The 15075-nt window shown below is 37.4% G+C and carries 13 protein-coding genes; 7 read left to right on the forward strand and 6 right to left on the reverse strand.

The features are described from left to right. Positions 1–135: 135 nt before the first annotated feature. The 3 genes from murB to tsaE form a co-directional block, all read right to left on the reverse strand. Positions 136–1035, reverse strand: a complete 900-nt coding sequence (gene murB / locus ACQV2Q_RS05335; protein WP_428882154.1) for a UDP-N-acetylmuramate dehydrogenase — start codon at positions 1033–1035, stop codon at positions 136–138. Between the two features lie 72 nt (positions 1036–1107). Beyond that, on the reverse strand, positions 1108–1683 hold the full coding sequence (locus ACQV2Q_RS05340) for an N-acetyltransferase family protein (RefSeq protein WP_428882156.1): 576 nt from the start codon (positions 1681–1683) through the stop codon (positions 1108–1110). 3 nt (positions 1684–1686) lie between these two features. Beyond that, positions 1687–2175: a tRNA (adenosine(37)-N6)-threonylcarbamoyltransferase complex ATPase subunit type 1 TsaE gene (gene tsaE, locus ACQV2Q_RS05345; RefSeq protein ID WP_428882158.1), complete on the reverse strand. Its 489-nt coding sequence runs from the start codon at positions 2173–2175 to the stop codon at positions 1687–1689. A 124-nt stretch (positions 2176–2299) separates the two neighbouring features. On the opposite strand from tsaE, the gene ACQV2Q_RS05350 reads away from it, so the two are divergent. After that, complete coding sequence (locus tag ACQV2Q_RS05350; RefSeq protein ID WP_428873308.1) at positions 2300–2839, forward strand: DUF4430 domain-containing protein; 540 nt, start codon at positions 2300–2302, stop codon at positions 2837–2839. Between the two features lie 68 nt (positions 2840–2907). Here ACQV2Q_RS05350 and ACQV2Q_RS05355 read toward each other — a convergent pair whose 3' ends face one another. The 3 genes from ACQV2Q_RS05355 to ACQV2Q_RS05365 form a co-directional block, all read right to left on the reverse strand. Then, positions 2908–4938, reverse strand: coding sequence for an amidase family protein (locus ACQV2Q_RS05355; RefSeq protein WP_428873307.1), 2031 nt, complete (start codon positions 4936–4938; stop codon positions 2908–2910). A gap of 144 nt (positions 4939–5082) precedes the next feature. Continuing rightward, positions 5083–6060: a phosphate acetyltransferase gene (pta, locus tag ACQV2Q_RS05360; RefSeq protein ID WP_428873305.1), complete on the reverse strand. Its 978-nt coding sequence runs from the start codon at positions 6058–6060 to the stop codon at positions 5083–5085. Between the two features lie 121 nt (positions 6061–6181). Beyond that, on the reverse strand, positions 6182–7186 hold the full coding sequence (locus ACQV2Q_RS05365; RefSeq protein WP_428873303.1) for a DUF4349 domain-containing protein: 1005 nt from the start codon (positions 7184–7186) through the stop codon (positions 6182–6184). Between the two features lie 136 nt (positions 7187–7322). On the opposite strand from ACQV2Q_RS05365, the gene ACQV2Q_RS05370 reads away from it, so the two are divergent. From ACQV2Q_RS05370 to ACQV2Q_RS05395, 6 genes are all read left to right on the forward strand, one after another. After that, a complete protein-coding gene (locus tag ACQV2Q_RS05370; RefSeq protein WP_428873301.1) occupies positions 7323–7772 on the forward strand; it encodes a CopY/TcrY family copper transport repressor in 450 nt (149 codons plus the stop codon). 17 nt (positions 7773–7789) lie between these two features. Next, positions 7790–7996 carry a heavy-metal-associated domain-containing protein gene (locus tag ACQV2Q_RS05375; RefSeq protein ID WP_428873300.1) on the forward strand — a complete coding sequence of 69 codons (207 nt, stop codon included), beginning with the start codon at positions 7790–7792 and terminating at the stop codon, positions 7994–7996. A gap of 23 nt (positions 7997–8019) precedes the next feature. Continuing rightward, on the forward strand, positions 8020–10491 hold the full coding sequence (locus ACQV2Q_RS05380) for a heavy metal translocating P-type ATPase (RefSeq protein ID WP_428882159.1): 2472 nt from the start codon (positions 8020–8022) through the stop codon (positions 10489–10491). Between the two features lie 159 nt (positions 10492–10650). Further along, positions 10651–11136, forward strand: coding sequence for a nucleoside 2-deoxyribosyltransferase (locus ACQV2Q_RS05385; protein ID WP_428875100.1), 486 nt, complete (start codon positions 10651–10653; stop codon positions 11134–11136). Between the two features lie 42 nt (positions 11137–11178). Continuing rightward, positions 11179–12732 (forward strand): Ppx/GppA family phosphatase, encoded by a 1554-nt coding sequence (locus tag ACQV2Q_RS05390; RefSeq protein ID WP_428875099.1) that lies wholly within the window; start codon positions 11179–11181, stop codon positions 12730–12732. Positions 12733–12755: 23 nt separating this feature from the next. Next, positions 12756–15035 carry an RNA degradosome polyphosphate kinase gene (locus ACQV2Q_RS05395; protein WP_428882160.1) on the forward strand — a complete coding sequence of 760 codons (2280 nt, stop codon included), beginning with the start codon at positions 12756–12758 and terminating at the stop codon, positions 15033–15035. Positions 15036–15075 lie beyond the last annotated feature (40 nt).

Genomic DNA, 15075 nt, shown 5'->3' on the forward strand with positions numbered 1-15075 from the left:
GATTATATCATGTTATACTCACGCTTTGTAAGTTAGATTTTAAAATAAAAATCGACAAATATTAATATTCAGTAATCTATCTGTAAACATTAAAAAAGCCACATGTGCACATGTGACTCCTAATCTATAAATAAATTATTCGACATCCTCACCAATAATACGGACTTCTGTTTCTAGACGTACTTGGTTCTTTTCCCAAATAGTTGCTTGGATAAAAGCAATTAAGTCAGTATAGTTTGTTGCCGTTGCATTATCCACATTGACAATAAAGCCTGCATGCTTCTTAGACACTTCAGCTCCACCGATACGATAGCCCTGTAGACCAGCATCTTGGATTAACTTCCCTGTATAATAACCTTCAGGTCTCTTGAAAACAGATCCACATGAAGGATATTCTAAAGGCTGCTTGGATTGGCGTAAATGTGTTAGATGATCCATTTCTTCTTCTATATGTGCAAAGTCACCAGCTTGCAATTTAAAACGAACAGATAAAATCAAATCATTTTGCTCTTGAAAAACAGAATGGCGATAAGAAAAATGACAGTCTGGATTTTTAAAGGTTTTAATTAAGCCATCACGACTGATTACATCGACTTCATCAATGACATCTTTGACTTCTCCGCCATAGGCCCCCGCATTCATATAAACAGCCCCACCGATCGAGCCTGGTATACCACAAGCAAACTCCAGGCCTGTAAGTGAATGTTCGAGCGCTAAGTGAGTTAGTTTAATCAATGACGCCCCTGATTCCGCTTCAAGGATGTTAGAATCGATGCGTCGCATCGACTTCATCTCAGTCATCATGATGACAACGCCACGAATGCCACCATCTTTTACTATTAAGTTGGAAGCATTACCTAAAACCGTTAAATCTAACGGCTGATTTTTTACATAGTTCACAATGGTTTCCACTTGAAAGCGATCATGAGGAAAGACCAAATAATCTGCCTTACCACCTGTTTTTGTATAAGTATATTTTGATAGAGGCTCATCTTTTAATATTTTGATGTTAGGAAATTTTTCTAGTAAATTCATTTTATTTTCCCCTTCAGTATAATCGTCATTCCATTCTAGTTAAAAGGATGTCACTTGTAAAGTGGCATCCTTTTATGTAAGCGATTTACGCAAGATTTTTTCCATAGTATAGACATCGTAATAAAAATGACCATGTCTTAAACGCTGACTTAAAGTTCCTTTGATATCAAATCCAAACGATTTATAAAGTCGGACAGCCCGTTGATTTTCAGTGACCACTTCTAAAGTTAAAATTTTTAAATCAACTTTTTTGGCAAAATCAATTAATTCTTGCACAATCATTTTGCCAATACCATAGCCCCAATATTCTTTCACAATCGATACTCCTATTTCAGCGATATGGTCTTGCTTGTGACTTGAGAAATTAGCTAAATTACCGATTCCAATAACTTGATCGTCAACTTCAATAATTAATAATAATGATTTTTTAGCCAACAGGTAGTTTCGAATCAATTCTTTTTCTTGCTGAACATCCAGAGATAATCCTTCAGGTCCGGTTGTAAGATAATTGGTATCTTTACCGATATGTCTCATTAATCCTAAAATGGCGCGAGCATCTTTGACTTGGGCTTGACGAATTGACAGTTGAATCTCTTCTTCGACCATTTCGACTTGTTTTTCTTGGTCTGGATTTTCTCGATAAGACATTCTTTAATCGCCCCTTTCTATATGATCTCTAAACTTTTGAAAGATGATTTGATGCTTATTATCTGCTTGTGGCGATAAACTTATTTCTATTTGACGTTGGTTTTGATCCAATAATTTGAAAGCTATCTCTATATGACTTTTCGGTAAATAATCTGTAATAAATTGTGGCCATTCAACCAGACAAATAGACTGTTGATCGAAAAACAAATAAAAATCAACAGTATCCGCTCCACCTTCTTCTAAGCGATATGCATCAATATGGACCACTCGCTCAGCTACTTGCTGAAGTTCATATTCTTTAACTATGGTATAAGTCGGACTTTTAATGGCTCTATCAATTCCTAAAGAACGCCCAAAAGCCTGAGTAAAAGCTGTTTTTCCCGATCCCAATGGACCTGAAAGCAAAATAAGACTTCCTGGTTGAATGACTTTAGCTAATATTTTAGCCAGGCTTTTTGTATCCTCTAAGTTATGACTTGTAAAGTTTATCATCTTTTTTCCCCATTCACTTGCTGATAGGTTAAGTATAACGAAGATTCCGGCAAACATCGAATTATTTGACTTTAGAGGTGATTATTGCTAATTTTATAGTAATAGAAAACGAGGAGGTCAGTTGATGAAAAAAATACTACAAATATCCACAGCACTTATCTTAACCGTTTTTTTAGGCGCTTGCGATATGTTGCCTGGAAATGATAAAGCAAAGGTAGAAAATGCCCCTACCGAAGAGGTTACTACTAATGAAGAAGAAAAAACAGATACTACCATGGCTGCTGAAGAAACCACAATGGAAGAAACTACTGTTGAAACAGCTGCTAATGATGCTGAGGGACTAGAAGGTACTGCAACAATCATTATTAACCAAGAATCGGGAGCCCCTCTTGAATATGAAGTAAATAATATCGGTGGTGTGAGTGTTCTAGAGGCTATGTCTGCGATTGAAGAGTTAGAATTCAACTTCAATGAAGATGAAGGTGTTGTTGATATTATTGATGGTGTAGAAAATGACTACGCTCCAAACACTTGGGTGTATTTAATTAACAAGCAATTTGCCGAGCTGGGTGTTGTTTCTCAAAAATTAGAAGACGGTGATGAAATCGAATGGTATTATGGTACTATCGATGATATTCCTGTTACAATTATTCCAGCAGAATAATCAAAAAAGCTATTAAATGCTATAAATGTAAGAAAACCACTCTTCTGGAAGAGTGGTTTTAAATTGCCTTATTTTTTACGAACGAAGTAACCGGCGATGCCGAATAAAGTAAGGCTTATACTGTACATGACCAGCTGATCACTTTCCCCAGTGTTTGGAAGTGTATCCTTCGCTGAATCAGTGGCTTGAACTTGATGATCCTTTACGACTGGTTGTGAAGAAGGGCTATTGGATAAATGATTGTCTTCAGCCTGTTCTTCAATATTGCTTTGGTCATCCAAGTCCTCAATTTGAGTATCTGCCCCATTTCCTACTGTTTCATCCGCTCCCGGAAATGGATTTAAGATGTTGTCTGTATCTGGCTCCACATCTGGATTTGATTCCTTATCATCACTCGGACGATTATAGTAGGTAATAAAGCGATTGCTTTCTTCTAACAGTTTCCCAATTTGTAGTAAACTGCGGTCGTTTTTAGCAAATGTGTTGAACATTACACCCATCGGCAGTCCTTTATCTGTCAAATATGTTGGTAAGCTCAGTGCAGGTGTACCAGTTAGATTAGCCAATTGAGTGTAAGGAGTCAAAGTCCACGCTGGTAACCATTGATCATAAATTACTTGTAATTTTTCAACTTTACTCAAACCAGACATGTCTTCCATTACTTCAGCCAGCTCTGGACTAATATGATTATAATCAGCCTTTGGAGCTGGGTAAGCATTAGTAGCTGTTAATAAAAATGGATATTTTGAATAGAAAGCGTTCATATCTTCTGTCACTTGATGGATATAGTCCCAAGCTCCAGCTACATCTTCTTTAGTTAAATCCTTTGATGTTTGGTATAAAGCCCAAGTTAGCAATTCCACATCTTCTCTTTGAATTGGTCGACCAAGTGGTCTCTTTGCTATGTAGTCCAAAGAGCCAGCAGCCGAAGAAGCAAGAATGTAGTATTGCTCCATTAATTTTTTTCCATCTACTGGATAAGCTACTTCCTCGACTAAATAACCTTCACCTTTTAAGAAATTGGCTACCTCTCGAACTGCTTGAATAGCATCTTCTGATATCGGCGTTCCAGCAGGAGTCATGGTTGTGTAGGCTATGGGAGTGGTCTTGTCAAAGCTTCCTTGCAGTACATGTTCACGCGTCTTTTCTTTTAATAAGGTCTCAAAAAGTGTAATTGTATCTTGCATTGATTTAGTCTCTGCAAAGTGGGTGGTTTGATTGTTTATTGAGCTGCTATCCCATGTTAAAATTCCTCTCGATGGATGTAAACCAATTAAACCAGACCAAGAAGCTGGAATTCTAGTAGAACCACCGGCATCACTGGAACTTGCGACTGGTACTTGCCCAATTGCGACAGCTGCTGAAGATCCCCCTGAAGATCCTCCCGGATTATGGGCTAAATTCCAAGGATTATGTGTGTCACCATACAATTCAGAATTAGTTACATTGATCCAACCCATTTGCGGATAAGAAGTTTGACCGATTACAATAAAGCCTGCTTCTTTAAAAGCTTTTACTTGGCGACCATCTCTAGAAGATGTTTGATCTTCCAAAAACTTGAAGCCGAGTGTATTGCTACCCTCTTCCACAGAGTGACCTAGACCCTTCACTAACATCGGCACACCATAAAAAGGCTGACCAGTATCTTCCATCGCTTCAGCTTCAGCTAAAGCAGCTTCTTTGCGTGTTGAAATAACGTTATTTAAATCAGGATTTGTTTCTTCGATTACTTGAAAAGCAAATTCAATTAATTCTTTACTTGTTGTTCTTCCACTTCTGACCATTTCAGCAAGTGTTGTGGCGTCCAACTTTTTATATTCTTCAATAGTTAAGGGAGTTTGTGAAGGTGTTTCGCCTTCACCTTGTGAATCAACTTCCATTCTAGCAGGTGTTTCTTGTGGTTCTTCTTCACTTTCACCAGGAATCACAGCCTTGTCAGATTCTATCTCTGGATTTGATTTTACTTGAATAGATTGCAAGCTGGAATTTAAGCTTTCTACATCTGATTCCATAGCGTTTACATTCACTGCAAGTGGCGTGAAACTATTTAAGGCAAGGGTTGACAACAATAAGAGTCGCTTCATTAAACTTTTTTTCATTGATTTCCTCCAATAAGTAATTTTTCACAAAATCCATTGTAACATGTTCTTCACAAATGTGAAAATGATTCTCATTAGATTTGCATGAGAAAAGCTCCTCAATCAAAAATCTGCTTGAGGAGCTTGGTTTATAATTTATTTAGGTTAGTTATTTAGAGCCTGGTTGGCTGTGATAATCGCTACTTTAAACACATCTTCTTCTACACACCCTCTTGAAAGGTCTGAAACGGGTTTATTCAGTCCTTGTAAAATTGGTCCAACAGCTTGGAAATTACCTAAGCGTTGCGCAATCTTATAGCCAATATTTCCAGATTGAATTTCTGGGAAAACAAAGACAGTCGCTTGTCCATCAAGAATAGACCCAGGAACCTTTTGTGCAGCCACCTCAGGAACAATAGCCGCATCAAATTGCATTTCACCATCAATGGTCAATTCGGGTGCTAATTGCTTCGCAATTTTAGTCGCTTCTGCCACTTTATCTACTTCTGGTGATTTGGCTGATCCATAAGAAGAAAAACTTAACATCGCCACTTTAGGATCAATACCAAAGATTTCAGCTGTTTTAGCACTTTCTACCGCAATTTCAGCTAAAGATTGTGCATCAGGATTAATATTAATAGCGCAATCTGCAAACACTAATTTTTGACCATTGGTATGAGGTGGAACCATGATAAAGGCTCCTGAAATTAATTTTACGCCTGGTCGTGTTTTGATAATTTGTAAAGCAGGCCTTACTGTATCTCCTGTTGAGTAAACGGCTCCACATACCATTCCATCCGCTTGATTGGTATAAACCAACATGGTCCCAAAGTATGCAGGATCTTTTAGGAGTTCAATAGCTTCTTCTCTAGTATTCTTACCCTTACGTCTTTCAACAAAAGCTTCAATCAATTGATCCATTGCTTGATATTCTTCAGGGTCATGGAGAGTAATCCCTTCAATCACCCAATTTTTTTCATTGGCTAGTTGTTTAATTTCTACCTTATTACCCAAAACAATCGGTTCCACAATATCTTCGGCATGCAAGCGTACTGCTGCTCCTAAAACACGTGGGTCAGTCCCCTCAGGAAACACTATTTTGATGCCTTTTCCTTTTATCTTTTCTTGTAACTGTTGAAACATTGCTCGATCACTCCTTAATATTCACTGTCACTCTTAATGATACACTTTTATAAAATTGTTCTCAATATTTTTATTTAAAATTGTATCTAGTCTTTGGGATAAGGTATATAATCTGATTCATTTACTTTTCATCTGTTTCACTTGGATGGAAATTCTGTTTGATATTCTGTTCATGTTTAGCACGATTTAACATTCGATTTTCTTTCTCATTTTGAGGATAGTATTTACGGTAATTATCGGCAATCTTTTTAAAAAATAAGCGATACAATAAATAGATTGCCAAACAAATCATTAAGAAGGGTAAAGATGCTACCAATAATAAAACAAGATTTTCTAGCATCCACTTGGTAGAAATCAAAGCTTCTTTAAAAGTATTAGCTATACGACCTATAAAGGAATAATTTTGATTGCGTTCTTCTGCTAGAACATAGCGCTCACTCAAAGTAATATTGATAGTGGCTTGTTCTATTTGATTTTCCAAGTTAGCTTGTTCGGCTAAATATTGATCTCTTTGAATAATAGCATTTTCAATTTCAGTTTGAATTTGGACAATTTCTTCAATTTTTTCTGCTTGATCTAATAAGGCATTTAACCGGTCTAAACGATCCTCTACGGCTTGTAAACGGATGTCAATATCATTGACCGAGCGAGTGACATCTTGGGACCCTCTACTTGACGATTGCAAAGAAACATCCGGCAGGTCTTGGAGTTTCTCAACTGTTTGATTAAAGTTCGCCTGTGGAATACGCGCAGTCAAAATTAACTCACGCAACTCTTGCTCACTATCAGAAAATTGTCCGCCATCTATCAAATACTCATTTTGATAGTGAATGCTGCCTTTGCTTTTTTCAATCACTTCAAATAAAGCTTGTTTGGCCTCCTCATATTTTAAGGTCTCAAAATATAAGTCTGCCTTTTGAATCAAATAGGCTTGGTCAGCAGCTACTTCTTCTTGATAAGTTTCATTAGTCATTCTCATCTGTTGATTATCCAAATTGATGGAATCATTAAGAATTTGGTCTGGGGTTTTTTCTGACTTAAAAGAGCTTTGATTAAAATTTTCACAAGCTGCTAAACTCATTGTAACTGCTACTACTAAAATCAATAATTTGTAGTACTTTTTCATTTTATTTACTCCTTCAGATATTTTTCTTTATTATACTAGTAAATTTAATGAAAGACTAAGTTATGACTTGCAATTTGATGTCTACAGTTGTAAACTTTAAGTGAAGTTACATGTGTAATCAGAGAGGAGTTTTCTTATGCAAGAAAGTCTTTCAGTCCCATCGATCACTGATGCAGAATGGGAAATTATGCGGATAGTCTGGGCCCATCATTCACTTACTTCACGCCAAATTATCGATACTGCTAGTCAATTTTCTGATTGGAAAGAAGCTACTATAAAAACTTTAATTAACCGCTTATTGCAAAAAGAACATTTGACTCTTGAAGGAGAACATAAACCCTATCAATATCAAGCAAATATTTCTGAAAAAGAGGCTGTTCATGCAGAAATAAGTAAGCTACTGAACCGCATTTGCAATAAAGATAAGGCTCCTTTTATTCATCAAATAATTAATGATGTCATCTTATCACAAGCTGATTGTCAACAGCTGATAAAACAATTGCAGGATAAGGGCAAGCAGGCTCCAAGCCAAGTAAAATGTAATTGCCCAGTCGGTCAATGTCAATGTCACTCATGGTCTCATTAATTAATGGAGGAATTATCATGAAAAAACAAGATTTTAAAGTCCAAGGTATGTCTTGCAGCCACTGCGCTCAAACTATTCAAGATTTGCTTTTATCAATGGATGGAGTTGAAAAAGTAAATATCCAAGTGGATACTAAAGAGCTTACTATTGAGCATCAAGACTTTTTAGCTATGGAAGATTTTAATCATGTGCTTAAAGATACTCACTATCATTTAAGCAAATAATCGATCCCTAAAGGAGGGCTAAAATGCAATCAAGTACTTATACTATTGATGGAATGTCCTGCACTTCTTGTGCAATGACAGTCGAAAAAACGCTTAATCAAACAATGGGTGTTGAAACAGCCGAAGTAAATCTACTGAACCACTCTGTAAAAGTCAATTTTGATCCACAAAAGGTCACATTTGAGACACTGGCTGATCGAGTAGAAAAGGCAGGCTATCAGCTATTACCTTCGATTAATGAAGCGCTCATTCAAAACTTTCGGATTGAGGGAATGTCTTGTGCTTCTTGTGCGCAAACAGTTGAAAAAGCAGCCAATCAACTGTCGGACGTTCAGTCTGCTCAAGTCAATTTTGCTACTTCAACATTGAATGTTGAGTGGGATCATAAAGCCCAGCCAGATAAAGCGATTGAGGCGGTGCAAAGAGCGGGTTATAATGCCAGTTTAATTATTTCTCCTGAAGAACAATATCAAAAAGATTTAGAGCGAGAACAGCAATATTTAAAAAAGTCCAAGCAAAAAATTATGGGTATGGTCCTGTTCACTCTGCCACTCTTTCTTTTAGCAATGGGTCCAATGATTGGCCTTCCTATTCCGGATTCTCTTTCAATAAAGCAACATCCAAGCGTTCATGCCCTCATTCAGATGATTTTAAGTAGTGCTGTTTTATATTTAGGTAAAGATTTATTTATTCGTGGATTCAAGAGTCTTTTGAATGGCCACCCCAACATGGACAGCTTAGTCGCAATAGGTAGTGGAGCCGCTTTTGTTCAAGGTCTAGTCGTAACGCTCTTTCTATTCATCAATCCTCTTCAAAATAGTCAAGAGATTGAATTATACTTTGAATCAGCTGCAGTAATTGTCTCTTTAATGACAATCGGCAAGTATTTAGAAGACATTGCTAAAGGACGAACTTCTTCAGCGATTAAAACCCTAATGGATTTAGCACCTAAAGAGGCACGTAGAATTAAAGAGGATGGCTCCATTGAAATTGTTCCAACCGAACGCATTCAACCAGGAGATCATTTGCAAATTAGACCTGGAGATACCATTCCAATGGATGGAATCATTCTTGAAGGTCAATCCAGTGTCGATGAATCGATGTTAACTGGTGAAGCCATGCCGGTTAATAAAAGCAAAGGCGACTGCGTAACTGGAGCTAGTTTAAATAAAACCGGTGGCTTTACCCTGGAGGTAGAACGAGTAGGGCAAGACACTACGCTTTCTCAAATTATTCAATTAGTTAATGAAGCTCAATCTTCCAAAGCTCAAATTGCTAAATTTGCTGATGTGGTAGCTTCTTATTTCGTCCCAACTGTTATGGTGATTGCCTTAATCAGTGGTTTATTCTGGTTCTTTATAATGAATCAATCCTTAACTTTCAGTTTACAGATTTTTATTAGTGTTTTAATTATCGCTTGCCCTTGTGCGCTTGGTTTAGCCACTCCAACAGCTATCATGGTGGGAACAGGTAATGCTGCACAAAAAGGGATCTTAATTAAAAGCAGTGCCAGTCTAGAAACTACTCACCAAGCAGATACTATTTTGCTTGATAAGACAGGGACTATCACCCAAGGTCAACCGAGTGTGACTGATTTTTATCCTGTTGATGAAAAAGATAAAGCTATTCTATTAAGTAAGTTAGCAAGTGTTGAAGCCAACTCAGAACACCCTCTTGGCAAGGCAGTTGTCGATTATGCCGAAAGTTTCGGCATAGAATATCAGGCTTTGAAGCAAATCCAATCAATTACAGGTAAGGGAATTACTGCTGAGATTAATGGCGAAAACATAGATATTGGTAACCAGCGTTTAATGGAAGAAATATTAAGCCAACCCATCCCTCAAGATTTTCTCTCACTAGCAGATAAACTGAGTCATGAAGCCAAAACTGTTATTTTCTATGCAATTAACCGCCATTTCCAAGGCTTATTAGCCATTTCAGATCCGATAAAAGAATCGAGTATGGAAGTAATAAAAACTCTCAAAGCAATGGGTCTTAAGGTGATGATGGTGACAGGTGATAATCAAGCCACAGCAGAACATATCGGTCAATTAGTAGGAGTGGATAAAGTCTTTGCCGAAGTTTTGCCTGAAGATAAGTCACGTATTGTAAAGGAAGTACAAGCAACCGGCAATAAAGTGATTATGGTCGGTGATGGCATTAATGATGCCCCTGCTTTAGCACAAGCTGATATCGGCATGGCGATCGGGTCTGGGACCGACATTGCGATTGAATCTGCTGATATTGTGTTAATGAATAACCATTTAACCACCATTCCGACCGCTATTAATTTGAGTCATGCGACTATCCGCAATATCAAACAGAACCTTTTCTGGGCTTTCTTCTATAATGTGATAGGCATTCCTTTTGCGATGGGCGTTATCTATCTATTTGGTGGTCCCTTACTTAACCCAATGATAGCCGCCTTAGCTATGAGCTTTTCTTCTATCTCTGTTTTACTTAATGCTCTACGCTTAAAATTTTTTGCTGAATAATTAACAACTCATTCGAGGAGTGGCTCAAGTTGAGCCACTCCTTTTTTGTGAATCAATTAATTTTCATGGAATTCCTAGAATTGATACACCAAACTAAAAAAATTTACTATAATAGAAGTATCAGCAATTAAAAAACTTACTTAAAGAAAGGATTTAATCATGACTAAATTATATTTTGCAAGTCCCCTTTTTAATGAAATGGAACTAGCCTTCAACCAAAAAGTTGCTAATGAATTAAGACAAGCCATACCTTCTTTAGATATTTTCTTACCACAAGAACAAGCTGAAATTAACGATAAGCAAGCCTATGCCGATTCAAAGATGATTGCTCGTTTGGATACGGAAGCAGTGCTAGCAAGTGATATCGTTTTGGCCGTCTTAGATGGACAAACCATTGATCCAGGTGTAGCCAGTGAAATTGGTATTGCCTACCAAGCCGGCATTCCTATTATTGGTCTATTTTCAGACTCCCGTCAACAAGGCGCGGATAACCCTCAAAAAATTGAAGCACTCAAAGAAGTTGCAGAATCACAGTTCGCCTATGTTAACTTATACACTGTGGGATTGATCAAACTTAACGGAAAGGTTGTTTCTCACTCTTCCGAGATTGCTGCTGCCATTGAAGAAGTCTTAAATAAAAAATAAAGACCAAGATGTTACTAAGTCACAATAGATGGGTGGAAATATATGTATTCCAATAAAGTAGGTTTAATTGATATCGGTTCAAATACTATTCGTATGGTGATTTATGCAATCGATCAATATTATGATGTTCATGAAATTACTAACCTTAAAGCGCCTGCACGTTTATCTCAATATTTGAATAAAGATGAAAACGACCAGGTAATGATGTCTGATAAAGGGATTCAGAAACTAACTGAAACGCTAGCTAGTTTTAACTATGCCGCTCGAGCACATAAAATTGAGGAGTTAATTGTCTTTGCTACAGCAGCTATTCGTCAATCAGCTAACCAAGAGCAAATCATACAGCGGGTATTAGAAGAAACTGGCATTGAAATTCGCATCTTATCAGAAAAAGAAGAGGCTTCGCTGGGCCAGTACGCTATTTCGCACTCCTTACCTAATCGTAATATGGTGACTATCGATATGGGCGGAGGGTCTTGTGAAATAACCTTGTCAGAAAACAAAGAGATTAAACAATACCATTCCTTTCCATTTGGCGTAGTCAGCTTGAAGGAAAAGTTCTTTAAAGATAAAGACCATAATGATTCAACAGCCATTGAAAAGACAAGACGCTATTTACAAAAAACTTTTAAGTCACTGGATTGGCTAAAGAAGGTTAAGTACCCGATCGTTGCGGTCGGTGGTTCTGCGCGTAATATCGCTCAAGTTCATCAACGCCTACAGAATTATCCCATTGCTGGCTTACATGGTTATCGACTCTCTGAAAAAAATCTAAACACCACACTCGACCTATTCCAGTCAACAAATTACCAAGATATGCAAGATATTGACGGTTTAAGTTCTGATCGAACTGACATCATTATTCCAGCTAACTTAGCATTAATTGAGCTTTTTCAAATCGTCAATGCGCCTACCCTATTCATTTCTAGACAAGGGCTGAGAGATGGTGTTATTACTTACTACTTGAATGATCATTTTAACCAGCCTATTAATCCTGAGCATATTCACGTTCGAAGTGTCGCCAAAGTATGTCGTGATTTCAAAGTGCATCCAAAGGTTGCAGAAATTCGGAGTAAAATAGCGATCGATCTTTATAAACAACTGACTGATTTAGGACAAATGGATTATTCCTATGCTCAGCAAGTTGAATTAGAAATGGCAAGTTATCTCTACCGATGTGGCCAATTCATCTCTAAAGAAGCTGATTCCCAGACAACTTTCTATCTTTTATCCAATATGGATTTGGCCGGTTTTTCACATCGCGACCGTGTCCGCTTAGCTTTATTAAGCAGTTATCGTAATAAATCTTTACTCAATCAATATTGTCAGTCTTTCAGCAATTGGTTTAGTAGTGAAGATATAAAAGAACTACAAGCTTTAGGAGGTATTTTAAAATTTAGCCAATCATTAAACGATTCTAAAACTTCTCCGATTAAAAATATTAAATTAGAAAAAAAGAAAAAAGACTATATCCTAACCCTTTATCACAATGGCCCTGTGGTAGCCGAGCAATATCGAGCAGATCGTCACGCCAAACATATTGCTCGTAGCTTAGATGGAAGCTTAAAACTAAAGTATGTTGACTTAGAGGCTTAAAGAAAACTGAGAGGAGAAATGAAATGACTGAGACCAAAAAAAAGAAAAAGAAAACAGTGAATAAGGATAAGCGCATTTCTAACTCAAGAAAAAATCGCGGACAATTTGATAATCCTGACTTTTATTTTAACCGCGAATTATCTTGGCTAGACTTTAATTTACGTTGTATTGACAATGCTTATGATATGACCAATCCTTTACTGGAACAAATAAATTTCTTAGCCATTGCCTCTTCAAATCTCGATGAATTCTTTATGGTCAGAGTTTCGGGAGTTTACGATCAATACCTTGCTGGTGTGGAGGTTTCTGAAAATAAAACCTGCCAAACACCCGAAGAATTATTAGAAAACATTAGTCAGCGCAATCAACGCAATGTCGCTAAACAATACCAACGCTACCATGAATTAATGCCTCTCTTGCCAAATACTGGCTACCAAATGAAGTCCATCGGTGAATTATCCGTATCTGAACAAGCAGAAATAGACTATTACTTTAAGACCTTACTCTTACCGACTCTTTCTCCTTTAGGAATCGATGCCTACCGGCCTTTCCCTCACCTTGTCAATAAAGTTTTAAATATTATGGTTAAGCTGGAAAAGGATGGCAAAGAGCATCGAGCGATTCTTCCTATTCCTCAGCTGATTGAACGTTATTTCATTATTGAAGGACAAGTCCATACCATCGTCTTAGTGGAAGACATTATCATCCACCACCTTGATCGTATTTTTGAAGGCTATGAAGTTGTGGCTGCTTATCCTTTTCGAATTACACGTAATGCAGATTTTTCAATTGCAGAAGACGGTGCTTCCGATTTGTTAGTTCTAATTGAAGACTATGTCAAACAAAGAAAAAATGGAATGGCTGTCCGGCTTGAAATTGACCGCTCACGCTTAATGAATTTTTCTGAACAAAACCTTACTTATCTACAAGAAGTTTTTGAGTTGGAAGAAAATGCTGTTTACTTAATTGACGGGCCGCTCGATTTAACTTTCCTTTTTGCCTTAAGAGAAGAAATTGGTGAAAATAACCCTCAATTCTTATTTGAGGAGCATATACCCTACCTGAATCCCAAACATTTAGGAGAAGACCTATTCACCCAGGCCAAAGACCATGACATCTTCCTCCACCACCCTTATGATTCGTTTGATCCGGTAGTTAACTTAATAGCGTACGCTGCTCAAGATCCTCAAACCATTGCCATTAAACAGACCCTTTACAGAGTTTCTAAAAACTCTCCCATTATCTCAGCCTTAAAAACCGCTGCCGAAAACGGAAAAGAAGTTACCGTGTTGGTGGAACTAAAAGCACGTTTCGATGAAGAAAATAATGTTTATTGGGCCAAAGAATTAGAAGAAGCAGGCTGTCACGTTTTATATGGTGTTAGTGAACTAAAGACCCATTCCAAAATTTCACTGGTCATTCGCAAGGAGGATAATAAAATCCAACCTTACCTTCATCTAGGAACAGGTAATTACAATGACAAAACAGCAAAAATTTATACCGATATGGGCTTATTTACGACGCACCCTGGTTTAACGGATGATGCTACTGATTTCTTCAACTATTTAAGTGGTTATAGCAGCTTGCCAGATTATAAACATTTACATGTTTCACCTTTTGCCATTCGGGATTCTCTAATGGATTATATTGATGAGGAAATTGCTTTTCAAAAACAATACGGTAATGGTCGTATCATTGCTAAAATGAATTCCTTAACCGATCTTCCCCTCATCCAAAAGCTCTATGAAGCCAGTCAAGCGGGTATTTCAATTGATCTAATTGTTAGAGGTATCTGCTGTTTGAAACCGGGCATTCCTGGAATATCTGATAATATTCGTGTACGTTCAATTGTTGGTCGCTTTTTGGAACATTCCCGTGTGTATTACTTTAACCATAATAGTGATAACCACCTATTCCTCTCTTCAGCTGATATGATGACGCGCAATATGATTAAGCGTGTCGAAATTGAATTCCCGATCTTAGATAAGGATATCGAGGCCGATATAGTGGACTATTTAGAGCTTCAATTAGCTGATAATATGAAAGCACGTGAACTGCAAGTAAACGGCGAATATATCCGCCCAGTTATCATTGAAGACCAAAAAATCAACTCGCAAGAAATTTTAATCGAGCAAGCCAGCCAACGTCAAAAAGATCTCGATGAGCGCTTAGCTAAAGAAAAACAGAGTCGCAAAATTCGACTCAGTAAACTAAATCCCGCTCGTGATAATCAGACTAAACTGTCAAGTCCGCAAGATCCTTCTATAATCAAACGCTTCTTAGCTTGGTTACGCAGTCTATAAAATTTTGACTCTGTCCCTAAATGGACAGAGTTTTTTATCT

The organism is Facklamia sp. P12950, from assembly GCF_050409465.1.
Taxonomy (GTDB): domain Bacteria; phylum Bacillota; class Bacilli; order Lactobacillales; family Aerococcaceae; genus Facklamia.